Below are 22,316 nucleotides of genomic sequence, written 5' to 3' on the forward strand. Positions count from 1 at the left end.
TCCCTATTTTCAATTTATAGAAGAGATCGAGCAAAAAAATACCCGATAACTTTTACAGCTATCGGGCATAATTTAATTAAAAGGCTTTTAAGGTCTTATTCGTCTTTTACGTCATAACGGTCCAGCATCATTACCTTGTCCCAGGCTTTGATAAAGTCGTTTACAAAACGCTCCTGAGCGTCGTCTGCGGCATAAACTTCGGCCAGGTTGCGCAACTGCGCGTTAGAACCAAAAACCAAATCGCAACGTGTCGCGGTATATTTGGTGCTTCCGGTAGCGCGGTCGTTGATGTTGAAGAGGGTTTCCTCATAGTTTTGAGGTTTCCACTCATAATCCATACTTGTGAGTACCTGGAAGAAATCATTGGTCAATTGACCGGGACGTTCAGTAAACACCCCGTGCTTCGAATGATCAAAGTTTTGTTCCAAAACGCGAAGTCCGCCGGTTAGCACGGTCCATTCCGGTGCCGAAAGATTGAGCAAATGCGCACGATCTAAGAAAATGCGCTCTGCCGGAATCTTATAACCTACCTTGTCGTTGTGATAGTTTTTAAATCCGTCTGATACCGGTTTCAGCCAGTCGAAGCTTTCCACATCGGTTTGCTCCGGCGTGGCGTCGGTACGACCGGGGGTAAAAGGCACTTTCACATCAAAACCGGCGTCTTTAGCCGCTTTTTCTACGGCAGCGCAACCGCCTAAAACCACAAGGTCAGCAAGCGAAACCTGCTTGTTTCCGGGAAGTTTGCTCGCAAAATCAGATTGAATTCCTTTTAGAGTATCTAAAACCTGATTAAGCTCAGCCGGACGGTTAAGATCCCAGTTATTCTGTGGATCTAAAGCGATGCGGGCACCATTGGCTCCACCACGCTTATCGCTGTGACGGTATACCGAAGCAGCAGACCAGGCAGCGTTTACCAGTGCCGAAACGCTCAATCCGCTGTCAAGAATCACCTTTTTTAAAGCTGCGATATCCACAGCATCAATAAGTTCATAATCTCTTACCGGAACGGGATCCTGCCAAATCATATCTTCTTCAGGAACTTCGGGACCAAGATAGCGGTCTTTTGGCCCCATATCGCGGTGCGTAAGCTTGTACCAGGCTTTTGAAAAAGCTTCGGTAAAGTAGTCGAAGTCATTCATAAACTTCTCGCAGACTTTACGATACTCGGGGTCCATTTTAAGAGCGATGTCTGAAGTCATCATCATCAGATCTTCCTGCTGATCTAAGTGCGCATCAGGTGTTTTGGGCGCATGTGGATCTACAGGTGTCCACTGACCTGCACCGGCCGGACTTTTCTTTTGTTTCCACTCAAACTTAAAGAGGTTTGTGAGGTAATCGTTGTCCCACTGCGTAGGATTTGGGGTCCACGAACCTTCAATTCCATTAGTTGAGGTAAACTCGGCATTACCCGTTCCTACTGGATTGTGCCAGCCAAAACCTTGCTGATGCATCGGAGCGGCTTCTGGCGCTGCGCCAATTTTATCTGCAGGTACGGCACCATGGCTTTTACCAAAGGCATGACCACCGGCAATGAGTGCAACGGTTTCCTCGTCATTCATTGCCATGCGTTTAAATGACTCACGAATGTTTCGGGCAGAATCTATAGGATCCATATTGCCGCCCGGTCCTTCAGGGTTTACATAAATAAGCGCCTGATGTGTGGCCGCCAGCGGATTTTCCAAATCGTGGTAATCCTCTTTAGGACCGCCAACCCAGCGTATTTTTTCGTTTACCATTTCGCCCGGATGCCCTAGGTGATCACTGGTTTTAGGTACTTCATTGATTGGTTTTCCTTCCCAGAATTCCGGCCCCCAGTAGGTACCGCGGTCCGGTTCCCAGGCGTCACGACGCCCTCCGCCAAAACCAAAAGTAGGGAAACCCATAATCTCTAAAGAGCAGTTACCGGTAAGCACAATAAGATCGGCCCACGAAAGCGCTGCTCCGTATTTTTTCTTAATCGGCCAGATGAGTCTGCGCGACTTGTCAATATTACCATTATCCCACCACGAACCGATAGGAGCAAAGCGCTGCATTGCCTGTGAAGCTCCGCCGCGACCGTCTGCGATACGGTAGGTACCGGCAGAGTGCCAGGCCATACGAATCATCTGCGGACCGTAGTTGCCATAATCGGCAGGCCACCAGTCTTTAGAGGAGACCAGTAATTCTTTTATATCTTTTTTGAGTTGCTCATAGTCTATTTTGCTAAAAGCCTCCTTGTAGTTTTTGTCGCGTAGCGGGTTTGCCACAGGCTGTTCCTGATGCAGTAGATCTACCGGAAGGCGGTCTGGCCACCAGTCATCAATTTGAGGTGCGGTGCCCAGTGCACCGCCAATACGCGTTCCCCGAAAGGGACATTCGCTAAGCCCTTGCGGATTCTCAATGTCTTTCATAACAATTTTTGGTTTAGTTTTTAGAATTTCACGAAAATAACTCCTAATCTCCGTGCCGTGTATTTTGAATACAAGGTTTGCGTGCGGTGAGGTTTAGGAATTTTTAAAGTGTCTTTAAAGTTATCGGTTCTTGGAGGGAGAGGGCTTTGAAAGCGCGTTAAACTTTAATTAAAGTTGGTATTGTAAAGAGTAGGGGTAATCGTAACACATTTCTAAGCAATTACAAATTGAAGAGTAATTGTTAGTAATGTATATTGATATCTACGGTATCGGAAACCATATACACCCATAATGGAATCCAGGCCAGAAAAATTAAAATGAGCGATAAAATTATTCCCAACATTCCCCACCATTTTTTTTTCCAAATTGATCTAAAGCCAAAGAAGATACCGATAATTCCAATAGCGATAGCAGATAATTTGTGCATTATTCCGTTTGAAACAAGAGTTGGACTCAAATCAGAATTAGGATGCATTTTATGTAATTCTTGTATGAAAAGTTCAGAAGTCTGAAAATTGAACCAAATCACGAATACAATCCCGACTAGTGCTAATGTAATTGATAGGGTTTGCGTCTTCATTTTAATAAGAGCTGCGCTTGAAACTTAGGTATGCCAATATAGTAAATAGTAATAAAGGTAGAATGACACAAATCAGAACTGATGCCTGAACGTAATTCAATCCCAGATTATCAAACCAGTTCAAAAGTGATACAGATTTATCAAAAAGATGATCTGAGAAAGTTTGAAAGTCAGGGATAATTAAAAGAAGTAATGCGACAATCACCAAATAACCCAGAATCAAATATTTATTTCTAAATACAAGGCTTACCAGGAATATCGCAAACGCGGGTATTAGAATAAAATAAACAACAATATTGACTTCGTGATACGTTAACCCCGTGATTGTAGATAACCATTTCAGAAATCTATATATGAGGTCGAAAACTTCATTCATTTTTAAAGATGATTTAATGAAAGCAATAGATTTTCAGCTTTAACTTTTAGACAACTCCATTAACTTCAAAATCGTTTTCCGATTGCGGGTAGTAGCTTCAACACCCAGCTTTTTTTCGAAGAAGGCATTGCTGATCTTGGTTTTGTGATATTGGGTATCCAGTTTTAAATAGATAAAGCGGTCTTTGATTGTGAACGCATCAGGTTCCGAATCGAAAGCCATAAGGTCTACTATCTTGTTGGTCTCAGGAGTTTTTGAAAGCAGGGTGAGGTGCAGAGAGCTCAGGTCTATTTCGGTATTCAAATACGGATTTTGATTTACTGCTTCTTCCAGCTCCGCACCATTCAGCACCAAAACCGGAACCTCAAAACCAAACCGGGCTGCAATAGCTTCTTTTATTTGGGTTGAAAGCGCTTCACTGATTTGGTCGGCGGCTTCAAACACAATATTTCCGCTTTGAATGTAGGTCTTAACAGAAGTAAAATCCAGATCGGTCATCAGCTTTTTAAGATCGGCCATTTTGATGATGCGATGACCGCCTACATTAATTCCGCGAAGCAGGGCTATTTTTTGAGACATGAAAATTAATTCAAGATTTAAACTTAACGATTTTTTACTTGTTTTTCCATGATATAAATTGAGCACTTTAATATGATTAACAATCAAATAATAAAAAGCGGCCAACTCTATTTAAGAAACTACAGTTTGATCAAAACACTGCTGCTTCCCAAAGATTATAAAGAGCAAATTGAGGCTCTGAATGTAGCGGTTTAATTAAGTGTTTTGTGATAGAGAGGATTTTCTTCCAAACGACTGTTTTTACTAAAAGAATAAAAAAGAGCGATCTCAGGCGAGTCGCTCTTTTTTCTATTCTCTTTTTTCTATATTCTCACATCTCACATCTCACATCTCACATCTCACATCTCACATCTCACATCTAAATAATCGTGCTCTGCCCCATATGGATGTTCTTAAAGTTGCGATTGGTATCATCAGGATGCGTTAGGAAGTCTGCGATAAAGTCGCCCACTTTTGAAGTGGAAAAAGGTTTTTCGGGATTGATATCACCGGTGGTTATTCCCAATTCCAGAGATTTTTCAACTGCTTTTTCAATCGCGTCTGCTTCTTTATGCAGATCCAAATGGCGTAACATCATTGCTGCTGAAAGAATAGAAGCTAGCGGATTTGCAATGTTTTTACCGGTTGCCTGTGGAAAGGAGCCGTGAATAGGCTCAAACATGCCTACCGTACTGCCCACCGAAGCAGAAGCCAGTAAACCAATAGAACCACCTATCACCGAAGCTTCGTCTGAAATGATATCACCAAACAGGTTTTCGGTAAGAATCACGTCAAACTGACTGGGGTTCAAAATCATTTGCATCGCCGCGTTGTCTACAAACAGGAAGTCGAGTTGAACATCGTCGTATTCTTTCGCGATTTCGGTAACGGTTTTTCTCCACAGGCGTGAAGTTTCCAAAACGTTAGCCTTATCAACCAGCGTTAATTTTTTTCTTCGGTTTTGAGCTTCTTGAAAAGCCAAATGTGCGATACGGCTGATTTCTTCTACCGAATAGGAGCAGCCATCACTGGCTACCTGACCGTCTTCGCTAAGGTGTTTATCCCCAAAGTAAATTCCGCCGGTCAATTCGCGATAGATCGAAATATCAGTTCCCTGAATGATTTCTTTTTTAAGCGGAGAACGATCAATCAACCGGTCAAAAGCCTTTACCGGTCTGATGTTGCAAAAAAGTCCGAGCGATTTTCTAAGCTTTAATAGGCCCTGTTCGGGTCTTACTTTAGCTGATGGGTCGTTGTCATATTTAGGATGCCCAATAGCACCAAACAATACCGCATCACTGTTTTTACACAGTTCAATCGTCTCATCGGGTAGCGGATTTCCGGTCTGGTCAATCGCAATAGCTCCCACGGGAGCTTTGGTAAACTTAAACGTATGATCGTAAACGTCTGCAATGGCATCCAAAGCTTTAACCGCCTGGTCTGTGACCTCCGGGCCAATTCCATCACCTGCTAAAAGAGCTATATTAAATTTCATAATTTTTATTTTATCAATCTGGTTTAAAACTAGAGTACGTTACGGATGTCAGTCTGAGCCTGTCGAAGACCATTCAAAGTTTATTGGAATAAAAGTTCGACCCCCGAAACGTCGGGGCAGTTTGACAATATAGTATGTATTAAACCAAAAATTACTTTTATTTTTTCTCGATACATTTGATTTCGGCTCAGGCCTCAATCAAACCCTCGAAGTGACATTAGAAGCTGCGCTCACGCTCGAAAGCTTCGATTTTATCTTTTTTACTGATTAAAAAGTCGATGTCGTCATAGCCGTTAATCATACACACCTTTTTATAGGGGTCTATCTCAAATTCCAGTTCGCCTGCGGGAGAGCTGAGGATTTGATTTTCCAGATTTACAGTGAGTTTGGTTTCCGGTTTTTCCTTTATGGTTTGAAGCAAATCCTTTAAATATTCGGGAGTTACCTGAATGGGAAGAATCCCGTTGTTTAGCGCGTTTCCTTTAAAGATATCTGCGAAAAAGCTGCTGATCACCACTTTAAAACCATAGCCTGCAATGGCCCAGGCCGCGTGCTCCCGGCTTGACCCGCAACCAAAGTTGTCTCCTGCGACGAGGATTGAACCGCTGTACGTAGGATCATTCAATACAAAGTCCGGATTTTTATTGCCTTCGTGATCGTATCTCCAGTCTCTAAACACATTGTCTCCAAAGCCCTGCTTATCGGTTGACTTTAGGAAACGTGCGGGTATAATCTGATCGGTATCTATATTTTCAATAGGTAAGGGGACTGCGGTATCGGTAAGTTTTGTGAACTTTTCCATTTTAATTCAATTGTTTGGTAATGTCTGTGATTTTTCCGGCAACGGCAGTGGCTGCTGCCATAAGCGGACTCGCTAAAATGGTACGGGCGCCCTGTCCCTGTCTTCCTTCAAAATTTCGGTTTGAGGTAGAAACGCAATATTCGCCTTCCGGGATTTTATCGTCGTTCATCGCTAAACAGGCCGAGCAACCGGGCTGTCTGAGGGCGAAGCCGGCTTCGGTAAATACTTTATCCAGCCCTTCTTCTACTAATTGTTTGGCAACCTGTTGTGATCCGGGAACCAGCCACGCATTTACGTTAGGCGCTTTCTGCTTGCCTTTCACGTAGTTTGCCGCAATGCGGAAATCTTCAATACGCGAATTGGTACAACTGCCTATAAACACATAGTTAATGGGTTTATCGATCAGACTTTCGCCTTTTTTGAAATTCATATAAGCCAAAGCCTTCTCGAGGTTGACATCATCCTTATCCGGAATTCTTCCGGTTACTTTGATTCCCATTCCCGGATTGGTTCCGTAGGTTACCATAGGCTCGATGTCTGCCGCATCAAAGGAGTATTCCTTATCAAAAACAGCATCTGCATCGGTAGGAAGGGTTTTCCAGTATTCCAGTTTTTGTTCCCACTCGGCACTTTCAGGTGCAAACTCACGACCTTTCACGTAGTCAAACGTAGTCTGGTCTGGAGCGATCATTCCGCCGCGGGCACCCATTTCGATGCTCATATTGCAAACGGTCATACGCCCTTCCATAGACATTTCTTCAAAAACGTTTCCCGCGTACTCGCAGAAATATCCGGTACCGGCGTTGGTTCCTATTTGCGAGATCACATAAAGGATTACGTCTTTAGGCAGTACATTGGGTTTTAATTTTCCGTTTACATTCACCCGAAGACTTTTCGGCTTTGTCAATAACAAGCACTGACTGGCAAAAACCTGCGCCACCTGGCTGGTGCCAATTCCAAAAGCAATCGTACCAAACGCCCCGTGCGTAGAGGTGTGGCTGTCGCCGCAAACCATTGTCATTCCGGGCTGGGTGATCCCAAGCTCGGGAGCCATTACGTGCACAATTCCGTTGTATTTGTGTCCTAATCCGTAAAGCGTGATGCCGTGTTTTTCGCAGTTTTCAGTAAGTTGTTTCAACTGATTTCTGGAAAGCAAATCGCGCACCGGTAAGTGCTGATCTACTGTAGGGGTATTGTGGTCTGCTGTTGCCACAATCTGATCGGGACGTGCCACAGGGATACCGCGCTCTTCAAGCTCTGAAAAGGCCTGCGGACTCGTCACCTCGTGAATAAGGTGTTTGTCTATATACAATACCTGCGGGCCGTTAGGCACGGTGTCAACCACGTGCGCGTCCCATACTTTGTCAAATAAAGTTTTTCCTGCCATTTTATTGCAATTGGTTCTCTCGAACTTTCTGTGTTTATTAGCAACGCCAAAGGTTTTAATACCTCGAGGGTTGCCGCTAAATTGAAAAATTTGTTTTAATGAATACCTTTTGGGCTGGCCACAAGGTATTCTATTCAAAAAATAAGGATTCTAAACGAAGAATCCTTATTTAAACTATTAATTTATAATGTATTAAGCTTCTACCTGAGCCTGAATATTTACGACTTTCATAATCTCATGAATGTCTTCATCATGAATTTCCTTCTGTTTGTCTGCAAAGCTAAGAAAGACATCGTAAACCTCGTCTAATTGTAGCTTGGTTAACTCGTATCCTACTTTTTTAGAGCGGTAAGCCAAAGCAGCACGGCCACTGCGCGCAGTAAGAACAATAGCGCTTTCGGTTACACCTACTTCTTCAGGATCCATAATTTCGTAAGTCTCGCGGTTTTTGATCACGCCGTCCTGGTGAATACCCGAACTGTGAGCAAAAGCATTTGAACCTACCACAGCTTTATTAGGCTGTACCGGCATTCCCATCTTGTCGCTTACCATCTTACTGGTATCCCACAACAAACGCGAATTGATGCCCGTGTCTAAACCTAAATCGGGATGCTGACGCAGGATCATCACTACTTCTTCAAGAGCCGTGTTACCGGCACGCTCGCCAATACCGTTGATGGTACATTCAATCTGGCGGGCACCATTAATCACCCCGGCAATGGAGTTTGCAGTTGCAAGCCCCAGGTCGTTATGACAATGGCAGGAAAGAATCGCTTTCTCAATGCCTTTTACGTTCTCTTTGAGGTATTTCATTTTTGCCCCGTATTCTTCAGGAAGGCAATATCCCGTTGTATCCGGAATATTCAATACCGTAGCACCGGCTTTAATAGCAGCTTCGCAAACACGAGCCAAATATTCATTGTCGGTACGACCGGCATCTTCTGCGTAAAACTCTACATCTTCCACAAAGGTTTTGGCGTAAGCCACCGCATCATAAGCGCGTTTAATAATCTCCTCGCGGTTAGACTTAAACTTGTATTGAATGTGTGAGTCACTGGTGCCAATACCGGTGTGAATACGCGGTCTTACAGCATATTTGAGCGCTTCTGCAGCTACTTCAATGTCTTTTTTAACGGCGCGGGTAAGGCCACAAACCGTAGCATTTTTTACTAAACGGGCGATTTCTTCAACAGATTTAAAATCCCCGGGGCTTGAGATCGGGAAGCCGGCCTCAATAACATCGACGCCCAGCAGGTCGAGACGTTCTGCAATAATCAGCTTTTGCTGTGTGTCTAATTTGCAGCCGGGAACCTGTTCCCCGTCTCTTAGTGTGGTGTCAAAAATCTGGACTTTGTTATCAGTCATAATGCTTTTTTTCTCAATTTAAGTGTGAATATAGATATTGGTAGTACTTTTGATGTAACCTACGGCAGAAAACCTACGATGTTTAATTAATTTTGTCGTTATTCAAATTGTTGATATTCAGTTTTTTATGCGTAAAATCATTACAACAGCAAATGATTCAAAAGATTCACTTTATGTTTTGATCAAGTCGTTGTCCAAGTCCGAAAAGCGTCAGTTCAAGCTTTACGTGGGCCGTCTGGATGGAAATGCAGATTCTAAGTATTTGCAGCTTTTCAATCTGCTTGACAAAATGAATTCGTATGACGAAAACGAGATTTTTAAAAACAACATTGTTAAGAAGCAGCAGCTTTCTAACCTGAAAGCGCACCTCTATAAACAGATTCTCATTTCGCTTCGCTTAAGCCCTGCGCATCAGAATATACGCGTGCAAATACGGGAACAGCTTGATTTTGCTACTGTTTTGTACCAAAAAGGACTTTACCAGCAAAGCCTGAAACTCCTCGAGAAGGCTAAGCATATGGCAATTGAAAACGAAGAGAAAAACGTTGCCTATGAGATTGTCGAGCTCGAAAAGGTAATCGAGACGCAATACATCACACGCAGTATGAGTACGCGCGCCGAAGAATTGGCGCAGGAAGCTAAAACCTTAAGTCGGCAAAACCTCATGACCAGCAAATTATCCAATCTGTCTTTGCAGTTGTACGGATTGATGCTGAAAACCGGTTATGTGCGTAGTGATGCCGAAAAACAGGAAATCACGACTTTTTTCAACAAGTCGATGCCTAAATACGATTTAAACGAACTCGGTTTTCGTGAAAAATTATGGCTGAATAAAGCCTATTTGTGGTACAGTTTCCTGGTTCAGGACTTTTTATCCTGTTTTAAATACGCTACGCGTTATGTGGAGCTTTTTGAGGAAAGTCCGGCGATGATTGCCCGAAACCCCGTTTTTTATCTGAAAGGGAATCATTATTTGCTCGAATCGCTGTTTTTTCTGAAACACCATACCAAATTTCAGGAAAGCCTGGAGCGGCTTGAAGCGCGCCTGGCTTCAGATGATTTCCCGAACAGCGATAATCTGGATATTCTGGAGTTTCTTTACGTCTATTCCCATAAGCTGAATCTTAAATTTATGGTGGGGGATTTCAGTACCGATGATGGTTTGATTACCAAAATTGAGAAGTACCTCAAGCAAAACGGTCAGCGTATGGATGAGCACCACATTATGGTGTTTTACTATAAGATCGCCAGTTTGTATTTTGGTAACGGGCAGTATAAAAAATGTATTGAGTATCTGGGGAAAATCATCAATAATAAATCGCTTAAAATGCGGGAAGATTTGATGTGCTTTGCGCGAATTCTCAATTTAGTCGCGCATTATGAAGCGGGTATGGATTATCATCTGGAAACCCTGCTAAAAAGTACTTATAAATTCCTGATTAAGATGGATGACCTGCACGAGGTACAGAAAGAAATGATCAAATTTTTAAGGAATTTGGGCGAAATCTTTCCCGGTGAACTTAAAGCCGAATTTAAAAAGCTGCGGAGCAGACTCGAGGTGTATGAGGAAGATCCTTATGAACGTCGCGCTTTCCTGTATCTTGATATTTTATCCTGGCTCGACAGTCGTATTAAAAACCGCCCGGTAGCTGAAATCATTCGGGAAAAGGCCTTGTTGTTGAACAGGTAGGTTTAGATGTGAGATTTTAGACTTGAGATAAAAGAATATAGAATAGAGAAAAAAGAGGTGAAAAGTGAAAAGTGAAAAGTGAAAAGTGAAAAGTGAAAAGTGAAAAGTGAAAAGTGAAAAGTACCTTCCATATTCAACGATTCAACGATTCAACGATTCAACAATTCAACCTTTTTAAAGCTTAAGAAACCAGAAACCAGAAACCAGAAACCCCTTCCTTTTGCCAAACCAATCCAACTCTTTTGTAAAAAATTTGCTTCAACTCAATCTGGCCATGCTCCTGGTAAGTACCAGTGGTGTTCTTGGGAGGGCGGTGACTTTGGCTCCGGTGGTGACTATTGGTCTGAGAGCCATACTGGCGGTAGGATTTCTTGTGCTGTTTTTAAAATGGAAAAGCATCTCGTTTAAAATTGAAAAGGAAGACCGGTTACAGGTAATTCTGGGTGGGATTTTAATGGGAATTCACTGGGTGGCATATTTTAAAGCGCTGCAGCTGAGTAATGTCGCTATTGGCATGCTCACTATTTTTACCTATCCGGCTTTGACGAGTATTCTCGAACCCCTGATTCTACGATTACCTTTTCAAAAAATACACTTGTTTCTGGGCCTTTTGGTTCTAGCCGGAATCGCGTTTTTAATCCCCGATCTGGATTTTGAAAATCAATATACACAGGCAGTAGCCTATGGATTGGGTTCGGCATTAGCCTATGCCTTGCGGAATATTTTGATGAAAAAGCAGGTGGCCCGTTACCACGGCAGTTTGTTGATGATGTATCAGGCGTTGATTATTGGGGTGGCCCTACTTCCGTTTAGCACTCAGATTTCTTCTGAAGCTTTATTGGAAAATAGCATCTGGATTCTGGCTTTGGCTTTGCTTACTACAGCTTTAGGGCATACCCTGTTTTTGCTTACGTTCCGGTATTTCTCCATCACAACTGCAAGTATCATCAGCAGCGTTCAACCGGTTTACGGGATTTTGCTGGGTATCTTATTCCTGGGAGAAGTGCCACAGGTAATGACCATTGTAGGTGGATTACTGATTATTAGTGCAGTGGTTGTAGAAAGTTTGCGCAGTGCAAAGAAAACGGGATAAGCCTTTGATCTTCTTATTCTTTTTATTCATTCTAAATTCAAATAGCTTATAGTCAGTAATTTAAATTCATTCTTTGTTTAGTTGTCTTTACATTTAAAAGAACTCTTTAAAAAAATAATGTTATGGCAATCAGACTCGGAAATAGTTGTTCAAATTGTGATAATTTGACGGCATCAAGCGAATGTAAATTACACGGCGTACACGTAACAGCAGGGTATACTTGTGACAGCTTTAGAATGAAAGCAGCACTGAAAAATGATCCTAATTGTGCAAATTGTGCACGCTTTCACGGACCCACCTGTGCAAACCCCCAAAAGGCAGCACCAGAAATGCTTTGTTCACAATGGGCTCCTAATAACAATATGGCTTAAATCGTACGTGTATCTATAAACTATAAGAGCCCGCTATTGAGCGGGCTTTTTTATTAGCTGACGCAGGCCTTCCAGATCGCATCGTCTGCCGGAGGCGGGGCCACAAAGATCATCTCTTCTTTTTGAACCGGGTGGGTGAGCACCAGTTTTCGGGAGTGGAGGTGTATACTTCCGTCCGGATTGCTTCGGTCGAAGCCGTATTTTAAATCACCCTTTATAGGGCAACCAATGGCCGATAATTGCGAACGAATCTGATGATGTCTGCCGGTATGCAAGTCTATTTCCAGCAGGTAATAATTATTCAGTTCCTGGATAACCTTATATTCTAAAATGCCCTTTTTACTGTCGGGCACCTCATTAATGTGACTATAGGATTTATTCTGCTTGGGATTGCGTTTTAAATAATGCACGAGGGTATCCTGAAGTTTTGGCGGCGCATTTTTCACCACAGCCCAATAGGTCTTTTTAGCTTCCTTTTGCGCAAACAATTTATTGAGTCTGGGCAATGCTTTTGATGTTCGTGAGAAAATCACAATCCCACTGGTAGGGCGGTCCAGCCGATGCACAACACCCAGATAAACCGCTCCCGGTTTGTTGTATTTCTCGCCGATATAGCTTTTGACCACCTCGCTTAACGGCTTATCGCCGGTTTTGTCACCCTGCACAATATCTCCCGCCCGCTTGTTGACCACAATGATGTGGTTGTCTTCGTAAAGAACCTGCAGGTTGTCTTTTGTACTATGGTCGGATGAATTCAATGGTATTGTTTAAGCGATTAGCAGATAGTCATTTTATACCTCGAAACACTATTTGGTATCGTGTATTTCACATTTTGCATTTTTCAATACTGCTCCTCTTCATTCGGGAAGTCCACAGCTTTTACATCGGTAATGTATTGCTCAAAAGCGCGGGTCATCAACGTATGCAAATCGAGATACCGTCTTAAAAAGCGCGGACTAAACTCCTTACTCATTCCCAGCATATCGTGCATTACGAGTACCTGCCCGTCAACCCCATTTCCGGCACCAATGCCTATAACCGGGATGGTAAGACTCTCTGCGACTTCTTTGGCCAGGGCGCTGGGCACTTTTTCAAGTACCAATGCAAAACAACCCAGTTTTTCAAGTAACAGGGCATCTTGTTTTAGTTTTTCGGCTTCTGCCTCTTCCTTAGCGCGTACGGTATAGGTGCCAAATTTATAAATAGATTGCGGAGTAAGACCCAAATGTCCCATCACCGGAATACCTGCATTCAGAATGCGTTTTACCGATTCTTTGATCTCTGAACCGCCTTCAAGTTTTAAGGCATGGCCACCGCTTTCTTTCATAATGCGTATGGCTGAGCGTAAAGCTTCTTTAGGATCACTCTGGTAGCTTCCAAAAGGTAAATCTACTACCACCAGAGAGCGCTTTATAGCCCGTATTACCGATGAAGCATGGTAAATCATTTGGTCTAAAGTAATAGGAAGTGTGGTCTCGTGCCCGGCCATCACATTAGAAGCCGAATCACCCACCAAAATCACGTCAATACCGGCACGGTCTACAATCTTGGCCATCGTGTAATCGTATGCCGTGAGCATCGCGATTTTTTCACCGTGGCTTTTCATTTCGGTAAGGGATTTTACCGTTATTCTTTTGTATTCTTTTTTTGCTGCAGACATATGCCAATTTTAAAATGCGGGTAAAAGTAGTAAATTACTCACGCATTCACCATAAAACTACACATACAGATGCGTACCGGCTTTTTAACTTTAGCATTGCTTTTTTCACTTGTTCAGGCGCAGGCTCAGTTCTTTTCTGAACCTGAGGAAGTTGTCATTGCATTCTTCAACGCTTTTCACCAGCAGGACACGCTGGCGATGCGCGAGCTCGTACACAGTCGTATTAAAATGCAATCGCTTGGTGTAAAGGACGATGCGGTACGCTTGAGTACAACAGCATTCGATGATTTTCTAAAATCTATTGCTTCCATCCCCGAAGATATGGTTTTTGAAGAGCGTATTTTGGATTACAAAACCCAATCAGACGGTCTGATGGCTAATGTGTGGACACCTTATGAATTTTACATCAATGATGAGCTGAGCCATTGTGGTGCTAATAGTTTTCAAATGCTGTTTGAAGAAGACCGCTGGAAGATTTTTTACATTGTAGATACCCGCAGGGGCGAAGGTTGCGAATAAGTTTTTGCATTTTAGAACTATTCCCTATCTTCAGACTCCCTTAGCAAGTTCCCCTATTTTAATAATTTTTAAAACCAACTTTAAGAGTGGGGCTACGCTTGTGTTTCTTTATTTTTCTGGCTGTCTGTTCAGTTTCAGAGCTGTTTTCGCAAGAAGCGAAAGACTTTACATCCTTACAGCCCGGTTTTACGGTTGACATTCGGTTTACAGATGGTTTTGACCTGGATAAAAGTTCAGTGATTTCAGACCGGGGTTTTTCGGTTTTTGCCGAAACTAAAAACCAGAAACTTTCAGCATTAAAATTAAAAACTCAAACACCTTCAAGTCTTAATTACTACCTGCTCAACACAACGCAGGAGTTTGAGCAACAAATTCTTCAGGTCGATACTTCAGACCGGGCTTTTTCGGCACAGTATACCAAAGCTTACAACACCAATGTTGATGCTGCGCAAAAAGACAAACTCCTTTTTGTTTATACCCTGCGGAAAGTACCGCTCTACGATTTACGCCTTTCAAACAATACGCTTTCAGAAGCTTTTACAGATGCGGTGAAACGTCTGGGCAGAGATCTTTCGCCCGAAGGTTTTATCTCCTGGTTTGGCACGCATTACACCGATCATGTGACCTATGGCGGAATTTTTCTTACCCGAAACTTCGTTAGCAATGCAGATTTTATCAATTCGCCCTATACCGAAGACGCATTTAAAGAAGAACTTTTAAAAGAGGTTGGGCGGCAACAACGCGGCGATTCGCTTACCAATCCGTATATCAACCTGGGTCATCCTCAGCGATTTACACGCGGAGGTGATGTCAATGAAATCTGGGATGAGCGCTGGGCGCAGACCGTGACCAAAGCCAATGCTGTGATTTTAGATGCCAATCTGGTCGAGCTTACTAATTTGCTTTCTACTAAAAACTTTCCCGATGTTCCAGATCTGGATCACCGGCGCTACCTGCTTCAGGCTGCGATAGATCGTGCTAAAAAGCAGTCTGTTTCCTGGCAGGCGCAGGAAGAAACCTCCGACTTTTTTAAAAAATACAGTCTGCAGTTTCGGCAAAAGGTACATACGATTGTTAAAGCCAGCGAAGGCAAGGCTGAACAGCAGCAAGGCACAGACTACATCGGCGATTTGTTCTACGGCAGCTTTAATGCCAGTGGCGAACCTATGCGTACTACAGCTTTGATCGAATATCAGGGTATTGACCTTAACACCCTGCTCACCGATGAAGAAATTACATTAAATAAAGTATTGGATTTTACGATTTCACCGGAAGAATTAAAAGCGGCTTACGTAAGTGTTTGGGATGATACCAAAAAGCTCGAGAAAGGGCAGGGGCGCACAAGTCTTTTTGTATCCGGTCCGCCCGAAGCCCACGCGTATTTTAAAGATGCCCTGGTGGGAGTGGTGCAAAAAGAAGTGGAAATTACAACCATTGACGGCGATGTGTTTAAAATAACCTACAGTCTTGAGCAGCAAAAAGCACAGCAGCCTCTGGGCTCGCGACCCAACTCCTATAATTATGCGTTGAGTTCAGAAGTAGTGTCGGCTGCGGCCCGCGGAGATCTTGATTTGTTGCGGGATTTGTATTTTCAGGGGGTTTCTACGCGAACTGAGGCCGTGGTAAAAGCGGCTGTTCAAAACTTTGACGATGCGCAGGTGCTCAATACCATTTTTGATTTTGGAGTACAACCCACCACCGAAGATCTGGATGTGGCTTTTGATCCTGAGGTATTCAGCAAAGCGAAAGCACTCACCTTGCTGGAGCGGGGCGCTAAGCCAAAAAACAATATGATTTACAAGGCGGTGGCTTATCAGGAGCCCGAGGTGATTTACGCACTGCTGCGTGAAGGTGCAGAACCGCGCAATAATGATGTGGCCTTTGCTGTAGAACTCAATAATTATGAAGTGACTAAAGCATTGATGAGTCTGGAGTATGCCGAATTTAAAGCAGATGGCGAAATGCTCGCTCTGGCGGTTACCAATGCAGACACCTCCCTTACCGAAAAGTTTATTGATTATGGGGCTGTTGCAGACCCGCGCATTCTGAAGCTGGCTACCGGGACTAAAAATCAGGAGGTAATTGACCGCGTTAAAGCGGTAACCCCGGCTTCTCCCGAAGCGCTCGAAGTGGTTGCAGATGCCAGTGACACTTCTTTATTCCGTTATTTTCTGGAAAAGGAGAAAGTCCCTGTTACCGATGCGGTGTTAAGCAGTTCGATCTTAAATGACAATCTGGAGCTTTTAGGTTTAGCTTTAGACGCCGGTGGTTCGGCCAATTTCGCGCTATCGAAGTCTATTTTAGAAAAAAATACGCCGGCCGTTAGGCTCAGTCTTAAAAAAGGAGCGCAGGCAGACCCTGTTTTTGAGTATGCATTGAATACCCAGGATTTCGATTTGTTTCAAGACGCTTTGGATGACTTTTCCGGTAATCCGCAGCTTGCGTTGAGTAAGGCGGTAGCGGCTAACAATCTGGATTTTTCGGCTTATGTGCTTAAAAAGAATAAGAATGAGGTCGATGCCGATACGCAGGTGGCACTGGCTGCAAGTAATGAAAACCTAGAGCTGGTTAAGCTTTTGGTTACCAATGATGCGAGGCCACAAACGGCACTTGAAGAATCTGTGAGTATTGGCAGTGTGCCCATCACGCAGTTTTTAATAGGGCAGGGGGCTTCGGTTAAAAACCCCGAGCTCATACGCAGGGCGGTTAAGGCCGAAAATGTTGCGCTGGCCGGAGTGCTTTTAGATACCAAAGAAATTGATCCTGATGCGATTATGCTCGATCTCATTCAGCTTAAAAATCAAAAACTGATAGATCAAAACCTATCCTATGGCGCCCGCGTAGATGCTACTGCTTTGCGTACCGCTTTAGACACCAAAGAGGACAGTTTGGCACTCAATCTCTTACAACAGGCAGATGCAGAATTGATTACCAAAAGCCTCCTGTTCAACGCTGTTAAGAACGAGCTGACGGCGGCCACACGTTATTTGATAGTACAACTTCAAAATCCTGATTATGCTTTGCAGGCGGCTTTTGAAGTAAAAAATACTGAAGCTTTAAAACTGGCCTTAGAATTGGGTGCCAAACCCCAAAATCAGGATCTCATCACCGCCGTAAAAGCCCATTTTAACGAGGCGCTGCAACCCCTTATTGAAGCGGGACTCGATCCTACGGTGACCGATAACGAGGCCAACTCGCTTCTGCATTTTGTAGCGTATCGCTATGATGACGGTGATGTGCGTCTTATTGAAAAGCTGGTGGAAGCCGGTGTTGATGTAAACGCCAGGAACGAGATCGGAGAAACCCCATTGCATTGGGCTGCAAAAGCAGGAATGGATGGTGCTGAGTCGGTTAAAACCCTTTTGCGGCTTGGCGCCCTGCCTGAAGCGCGAACCTCAAAGCGTCAAAGCGTACTCGATTATGCTGAAGACCGCGAGATGCGTCAATTGCTGAAAACTACAAGTGTGCGCTAGCAATCACTCATGGCCACATTAATCGCCAGGCCACCCTCACTGGTCTCCTTATATTTAGAATTCATGTCTTTGGCAGTCTGCCACATGGTCTCAATCACCTTGTCCAGAGGTACTTTCGCATTACGGGCATCGGTGTCCAGAGCCATTTCGCAGGCGTTAATAGCTTTAATGGCACCCATCGCATTGCGTTCAATACAGGGAATTTGCACGAGTCCGCCAATAGGATCACAGGTAAGCCCCAGGTGATGCTCCATCGCGATTTCGCTGGCCATAAGCACCTGCTCGGGAGAACCTCCCATCAATTCGGTGAGTGCACCGGCTGCCATTGCACTCGATACGCCGATTTCGGCCTGACAACCACCCATCGCTGCCGAGATGGTCGCTCCTTTTTTAAACAGGCTACCAATTTCACCGGCAACCAGCATAAACTGGCGTACATCTTCAAAATTGGCATCGTGATTTTCGATCACCATATAATACATCATCACGGCAGGAATCACCCCGGCGCTACCATTTGTAGGCGCCGTAACCACACGGCCCAGCGATGCGTTTACCTCGTTAACGGCAAGTGCAAAGCAGGAAACCCATTTCAGAATCTGTCTGAACTTCACTTCGGTGCCGCGAATGGCGGTAATCCACTCTTCGGCGTTGGAGTAGGACGAGTCGCCAATAAGGGTTTTATGTGTATCAAAGGCTCTTCGGCGAACGTTGAGACCACCCGGAAGCTTTCCTTCGGTGTGACAACCCGTGTACATCGAATCGAGCATCACATTCCAGATGTCTTTCAGGCGTGAGTTGATTTCCTCCTCACTGCGCAGGGATTTTTCGTTAGCCAAAACCAGCTCCGAAATTTTAAGCTTGTGTTCCGCACAAAACGCCAAAAGTTCTTTACCCGATTGAACAGGATAGGGAAACTCTTTCAGTTTTTGCTGCTGCTTTTTACTGTTTAAACGTTCTTTCTGAACCACAAAGCCGCCGCCGATGGAGTAGTAGGTCTCTGAAGTGCGTTTTCCGCTGGAAAGCTGTGCGCGAAACGTGATTCCGTTAGGGTGAAACTCTTTAAATTTTTTATTGAAAACGATTTGCTCAGAAGGGTTGAAGGCGATTTCCCGCTCCGAATTGAGCAACAAAACGTTTTTATTTTGAATACGTTCGGTAATCTGCGGAATCTCTTCCACCGGAAACTGTTGCGGATCTAAACCTTCAAGACCCAGTAAAACGGCTATGTCTGTAGCATGGCCTTTACCGGTGAGCGAGAGAGAGCCGTAAAGTTCTACCTGGATTTCGCTTACCTGATCAAAGTGACCTTTGTCTTTTAGCTTCTCAATCCACCGCATTGCTGCCCGCCAGGGACCGAGCGTGTGAGAGCTTGAAGGACCAACGCCTATCTTCAACATATCAAAAACACTGATGCTTTCAATCTTACGCATAACTTCAATTTGGGCCGCTAAGTTAGGTTTTTTTGAAGAGCTCAGCGCTGTTTCTACAGGTTGTTAATTAACAGGATTATTTCCATTAAAATGGATTATTTCCATATTTTTGAATTATGGAATTTGATTTTGTAGCCCCAATAACAGTACCCGATGAGGTTCATCAGGCCGGAACCTCAGATCAGACCGGTTTTCCGAGTCCGGCAACGCATTACCTTGAAAGTCGTATTGACCTTAATCGTATACTTACGAAAAACCGGGATGCCACCTTTTTTATTCGGGTAAAGGGCGATGGGTATCGCGAGCACCACATCCTGGATCGGGATGTGCTTATTGTGGACCGCTCGCTACCTGCACGCGTGGGGAAGTTGGCCGTTGTGGTCGAGGACGGTAACTTTAAAATCGAACGTCTGGCCTCAAACCTTAAAGACCGGGACGAACTCACGCTTTGGGGAATGATTACGTTTATAATTCACGATGTCACATGATTGCCTTAGTAGATTGCAACAGTTTTTACGCTTCGTGCGAACAGGTTTTCAGGCCTGATTTGTGGGGCAAGCCTGTGGTGGTGCTCAGCAATAACGACGGTTGTGTGATCGCGGCCAACAAAGAAGCCAAAGCCCTTACCGAAATACCTATGTTTGAACCGGTTTTTAAAATCAAAAAACTGCTGATTGAAAACCGGGTTGAGTTCTTTTCGTCAAACTATACCCTGTATGGCGAAATGTCTCAGCGGGTGATGAATACACTGAAACTCTTCTCGCCGCAGGTAGAGATTTACAGTATTGACGAGTCTTTTGTAGATCTGTCGAATATGCGTTTTGTAGATCTGCGCCAGCACGGTGTAAACATCAAGGAAACTATTTTCAGGCATACGGGCTTACCGGTAGGTGTGGGGATCGCACCCACCAAAGTTTTGGCGAAACTGGCCAACAAAATGGCTAAAAAAATCAAGAAGTATGACCACGTCTGTGTTTTGGACACGCAGGAGAAATGTATAGAGGCACTCCAGGCGGCCGAACTCAAAGACATCTGGGGAATCGGGAAAAAGCACCGGCAGCGATTGCACAACAGGGGGATTTTTAAGGCCTATGATTTTGCTTACGAGGTTTCGGTAGATTGGGTGCGTAAACATATGACCGTGGTTGGTGAGCGCATTTGGCGGGAATTGCGGGGCGAATCCTGCCTATCACTCGAGATGCTGCCCCGGGCTAAAAAGGCCATTGGTACCGCAAAATCCTTTGGATCTAAACTGACCAGTCTCGATCTGATTGAAGAAGCCTGTGCCTATTATATTGCTGAGGTAAGCGAAGTGTTGCGCAAACAAAATTCGTGTGCGCAGTACGTTCAGGTGTTTTTACAAACCAATTACCACAGCGAGCGTGACAAGCAGTATTCTAAGAGTGTGACGGTCACTTTGCCCACTGCTTCAAACAATACCTATATACTTACACGGGAAGCCAAAAAGGCTCTGCACAGCATCTACAAACCCGGTTACCGCTATAAAAAAGTAGGAGTGAACCTGTGCGGACTCATCCCTCAGGAATATGTGCAGACCAGTTTGTTTGATGCCGAAATCCCGGCCTGCCGGTCTGATCTGATGAAAACCATAGACAAGATCAATCAGAAGTTTGGGAAATCAACGGTGTCTTCGGCTTTGGTAGGTAACCGAATGAATCAGTGGGAATTGATTAAAAAGGATCGTAGTCCGCGGTATACCACGCAGTGGGGTGAGCTGCTTACGATTGATGCGGGTTGGACTTGAGATAGTAGATGTGAGACTTTAGACAAAAGAGAAAAGACGAAAGACGAAAGACAAAAGACAAAATTGGAAATTAGAAATACAAAATCAGAAATGAGAAATGAGAAATGAGAAATAAGTAATACAAACTCATCTTGAATTTTCAATTTTGAATGCTCTAGTCATTTCGACCGCTAGGGAGAAATCGTATTAGTCGGTTTGCAATGCGAAGTAAAATTAGAATCAGGAATATAAAATCTGGAAGTTTGAAGGAAGACCTTGAATTTTGGACTTTAAATCTTGAACCTTAAATAACATAAAAACGACCGTCGGAATATACCGGACGGTCGTTTAAATATTAGATTTAAATCTGAATTAAGGAACCAAAACCACGCGGAAACGAGCTTTGTTGTTCATCATTTTACTGAAAGCTTCCTCCACATCATCAAATTTGAAGGTTTCAATCATCGGTTTGGTACCGGTGAGGGCGCTGAAATTAAGCGTGTCTTCACTTTCAATGGCAGTACCACTAGGCCATCCGGAAACCGATTTGCGGGCCATAAGCAATTGCATAGGAGATACTTTTATTGGATCGCCGGTTGCACCAATACAAATGAGTTCGCCATCAATGCCAAGACCGTCAATTACTGAAGTAATGGCATCGGCGTGTGGTGCTGTGGCGACAATAAGCTTGGCACCACCCAGTTTTTGCAATTCTTCAACCGCATCCTGATTGTCTGTGGCAATAAAATGATGCGCCCCCAGATCGTGAGCCAGTTTTTTCTTGTCTTCGGAAGTAGAAATCGCCACGGTGCGCATGCCCATTTTGTTCGCATACTGAACAGCCAGGTGACCCAAACCGCCTATTCCCTGAACGGCAACCACGTCTCCAGCTTTGATATTGCTGTTACGCATCGCATTGTACACCGTAATACCGGCACAAAGCAAAGGAGCAGCTTCTTCCGACTTTAATTCTTCGGGGATGGCTGCGATGGCTTCCTGCGGAGCGGTCATATACTCGGCATAACCGCCATCGTAGGAGATACCCGCAATTTTGGCATTTTCGCAGTTGATAAACTTACCGCGGCGGCAAGGCTCGCACTCAAAACAATGCCCGCCATGCCAGCCTACACCCACACGCTGTCCTTTTTTCCATTGTTTGACATGGCTACCTACCGCATCAACAATACCTACGACCTCGTGACCGGGTACCCGTGGATATTCAATACCGGGGAAGTGTCCTTCCTTTACCATATTGTCACTGTGGCAAATACCGCAGGCTTCTACTTTAATTAATACTTCATTTTCTTTTGGGGTTGGGATGTCAACGTCAACAATGTTGAAGTCGGCACCCGGTTTAGGGACTTGTATCGCCTTCATAAATAT

The 22,316-nt window shown here is 44.1% G+C and carries 17 protein-coding genes; 6 read left to right on the forward strand and 11 right to left on the reverse strand.

Annotated features, from left to right (window positions below; all coding sequences use genetic code 11):
* Positions 1 to 95: 95 nt before the first annotated feature.
* The 7 genes from katG to ACSSS3_RS15335 form a co-directional block, all read right to left on the reverse strand.
* The gene (gene katG, locus ACSSS3_RS15305; protein WP_442845362.1) at positions 96 to 2,390 is read right to left on the reverse strand and encodes a catalase/peroxidase HPI; all 2,295 of its coding nucleotides are present in this window, start codon (positions 2,388 to 2,390) and stop codon (positions 96 to 98) included.
* 241 nt (positions 2,391 to 2,631) lie between these two features.
* Positions 2,632 to 2,970: a hypothetical protein gene (locus tag ACSSS3_RS15310; RefSeq protein ID WP_442845363.1), complete on the reverse strand. Its 339-nt coding sequence runs from the start codon at positions 2,968 to 2,970 to the stop codon at positions 2,632 to 2,634.
* 415 nt (positions 2,971 to 3,385) lie between these two features.
* Positions 3,386 to 3,925 carry a DUF1697 domain-containing protein gene (locus ACSSS3_RS15315; protein ID WP_442845364.1) on the reverse strand — a complete coding sequence of 180 codons (540 nt, stop codon included), beginning with the start codon at positions 3,923 to 3,925 and terminating at the stop codon, positions 3,386 to 3,388.
* 358 nt (positions 3,926 to 4,283) lie between these two features.
* Positions 4,284 to 5,399, reverse strand: coding sequence for a 3-isopropylmalate dehydrogenase (leuB, locus tag ACSSS3_RS15320; protein WP_442845365.1), 1,116 nt, complete (start codon positions 5,397 to 5,399; stop codon positions 4,284 to 4,286).
* A gap of 217 nt (positions 5,400 to 5,616) precedes the next feature.
* Positions 5,617 to 6,201 (reverse strand): 3-isopropylmalate dehydratase small subunit, encoded by a 585-nt coding sequence (gene leuD / locus ACSSS3_RS15325; protein WP_442845366.1) that lies wholly within the window; start codon positions 6,199 to 6,201, stop codon positions 5,617 to 5,619.
* Position 6,202: 1 nt separating this feature from the next.
* On the reverse strand, positions 6,203 to 7,588 hold the full coding sequence (gene leuC / locus ACSSS3_RS15330; protein WP_442845367.1) for a 3-isopropylmalate dehydratase large subunit: 1,386 nt from the start codon (positions 7,586 to 7,588) through the stop codon (positions 6,203 to 6,205).
* A 192-nt stretch (positions 7,589 to 7,780) separates the two neighbouring features.
* On the reverse strand, positions 7,781 to 8,953 hold the full coding sequence (locus ACSSS3_RS15335; RefSeq protein ID WP_442845368.1) for a 2-isopropylmalate synthase: 1,173 nt from the start codon (positions 8,951 to 8,953) through the stop codon (positions 7,781 to 7,783).
* 127 nt (positions 8,954 to 9,080) lie between these two features.
* On the opposite strand from ACSSS3_RS15335, the gene ACSSS3_RS15340 reads away from it, so the two are divergent.
* Together ACSSS3_RS15340 and ACSSS3_RS15345 are read left to right on the forward strand one after the other, a co-directional pair.
* Complete coding sequence (locus ACSSS3_RS15340; RefSeq protein ID WP_442845369.1) at positions 9,081 to 10,643, forward strand: hypothetical protein; 1,563 nt, start codon at positions 9,081 to 9,083, stop codon at positions 10,641 to 10,643.
* 220 nt (positions 10,644 to 10,863) lie between these two features.
* Positions 10,864 to 11,736, forward strand: coding sequence for a DMT family transporter (locus ACSSS3_RS15345; RefSeq protein ID WP_442845370.1), 873 nt, complete (start codon positions 10,864 to 10,866; stop codon positions 11,734 to 11,736).
* Positions 11,737 to 12,160: 424 nt separating this feature from the next.
* Here the strand turns inward: ACSSS3_RS15345 and ACSSS3_RS15350 are convergent, their stop codons facing one another.
* Both ACSSS3_RS15350 and panB read right to left on the reverse strand, forming a co-directional pair.
* The gene (locus ACSSS3_RS15350) at positions 12,161 to 12,865 is read right to left on the reverse strand and encodes an RluA family pseudouridine synthase (RefSeq protein WP_228230764.1); all 705 of its coding nucleotides are present in this window, start codon (positions 12,863 to 12,865) and stop codon (positions 12,161 to 12,163) included.
* 83 nt (positions 12,866 to 12,948) lie between these two features.
* Positions 12,949 to 13,767: a 3-methyl-2-oxobutanoate hydroxymethyltransferase gene (gene panB, locus ACSSS3_RS15355; protein ID WP_442845371.1), complete on the reverse strand. Its 819-nt coding sequence runs from the start codon at positions 13,765 to 13,767 to the stop codon at positions 12,949 to 12,951.
* 69 nt (positions 13,768 to 13,836) lie between these two features.
* Between panB and ACSSS3_RS15360 the strand changes: the two genes are divergently transcribed.
* Positions 13,837 to 14,286, forward strand: a complete 450-nt coding sequence (locus tag ACSSS3_RS15360) for a nuclear transport factor 2 family protein (RefSeq protein ID WP_228230762.1) — start codon at positions 13,837 to 13,839, stop codon at positions 14,284 to 14,286.
* Between the two features lie 86 nt (positions 14,287 to 14,372).
* Entirely contained in the window at positions 14,373 to 17,759 is a 3,387-nt protein-coding gene (locus ACSSS3_RS15365; protein WP_442845372.1) for an ankyrin repeat domain-containing protein, read from the forward strand.
* On the opposite strand, the gene ACSSS3_RS15370 is transcribed toward ACSSS3_RS15365, so the two are convergent.
* Positions 17,756 to 19,189: an L-serine ammonia-lyase gene (locus ACSSS3_RS15370; protein ID WP_442845373.1), complete on the reverse strand. Its 1,434-nt coding sequence runs from the start codon at positions 19,187 to 19,189 to the stop codon at positions 17,756 to 17,758. The two genes, ACSSS3_RS15365 and ACSSS3_RS15370, sit on opposite strands and share 4 nt — an antisense overlap.
* Before the next feature lie 116 nt (positions 19,190 to 19,305).
* Between ACSSS3_RS15370 and ACSSS3_RS15375 the strand changes: the two genes are divergently transcribed.
* Complete coding sequence (locus ACSSS3_RS15375; RefSeq protein WP_442845374.1) at positions 19,306 to 19,677, forward strand: S24 family peptidase; 372 nt, start codon at positions 19,306 to 19,308, stop codon at positions 19,675 to 19,677.
* A complete protein-coding gene (locus ACSSS3_RS15380) occupies positions 19,674 to 20,954 on the forward strand; it encodes a Y-family DNA polymerase (protein WP_442845375.1) in 1,281 nt (426 codons plus the stop codon). The genes ACSSS3_RS15375 and ACSSS3_RS15380 overlap by 4 nt, the downstream gene beginning before the upstream one ends.
* 351 nt (positions 20,955 to 21,305) lie before the next feature.
* Here ACSSS3_RS15380 and ACSSS3_RS15385 read toward each other — a convergent pair whose 3' ends face one another.
* Positions 21,306 to 22,310, reverse strand: a complete 1,005-nt coding sequence (locus ACSSS3_RS15385) for an alcohol dehydrogenase (RefSeq protein WP_442845376.1) — start codon at positions 22,308 to 22,310, stop codon at positions 21,306 to 21,308.
* Positions 22,311 to 22,316 lie beyond the last annotated feature (6 nt).

It is taken from the genome of Leeuwenhoekiella sp. H156, assembly GCF_052218455.1.
Taxonomy (GTDB): domain Bacteria; phylum Bacteroidota; class Bacteroidia; order Flavobacteriales; family Flavobacteriaceae; genus Leeuwenhoekiella; species Leeuwenhoekiella parthenopeia.

Bases quoted from the DNA above. Each gene is read 5' to 3' on its own strand.
- ACSSS3_RS15340 (WP_442845369.1), top strand. From the start codon at position 9,081: ATGCGTAAAATCATTACAACAGCAAATGATTCAAAAGATTCACTTTAT.
- leuC (WP_442845367.1), bottom strand. From the start codon at position 7,588: ATGGCAGGAAAAACTTTATTTGACAAAGTATGGGACGCGCACGTGGTT.
- ACSSS3_RS15335 (WP_442845368.1), bottom strand. From the start codon at position 8,953: ATGACTGATAACAAAGTCCAGATTTTTGACACCACACTAAGAGACGGG.
- ACSSS3_RS15310 (WP_442845363.1), bottom strand. From the start codon at position 2,970: ATGAAGACGCAAACCCTATCAATTACATTAGCACTAGTCGGGATTGTA.
- leuB (WP_442845365.1), bottom strand. From the start codon at position 5,399: ATGAAATTTAATATAGCTCTTTTAGCAGGTGATGGAATTGGCCCGGAG.
- ACSSS3_RS15380 (WP_442845375.1), top strand. From the start codon at position 19,674: ATGATTGCCTTAGTAGATTGCAACAGTTTTTACGCTTCGTGCGAACAG.
- ACSSS3_RS15360 (WP_228230762.1), top strand. From the start codon at position 13,837: ATGCGTACCGGCTTTTTAACTTTAGCATTGCTTTTTTCACTTGTTCAG.
- ACSSS3_RS15385 (WP_442845376.1), bottom strand. From the start codon at position 22,310: ATGAAGGCGATACAAGTCCCTAAACCGGGTGCCGACTTCAACATTGTT.
- leuD (WP_442845366.1), bottom strand. From the start codon at position 6,201: ATGGAAAAGTTCACAAAACTTACCGATACCGCAGTCCCCTTACCTATT.
- katG (WP_442845362.1), bottom strand. From the start codon at position 2,390: ATGAAAGACATTGAGAATCCGCAAGGGCTTAGCGAATGTCCCTTTCGG.
- ACSSS3_RS15375 (WP_442845374.1), top strand. From the start codon at position 19,306: ATGGAATTTGATTTTGTAGCCCCAATAACAGTACCCGATGAGGTTCAT.
- panB (WP_442845371.1), bottom strand. From the start codon at position 13,767: ATGTCTGCAGCAAAAAAAGAATACAAAAGAATAACGGTAAAATCCCTT.
- ACSSS3_RS15315 (WP_442845364.1), bottom strand. From the start codon at position 3,925: ATGTCTCAAAAAATAGCCCTGCTTCGCGGAATTAATGTAGGCGGTCAT.
- ACSSS3_RS15370 (WP_442845373.1), bottom strand. From the start codon at position 19,189: ATGCGTAAGATTGAAAGCATCAGTGTTTTTGATATGTTGAAGATAGGC.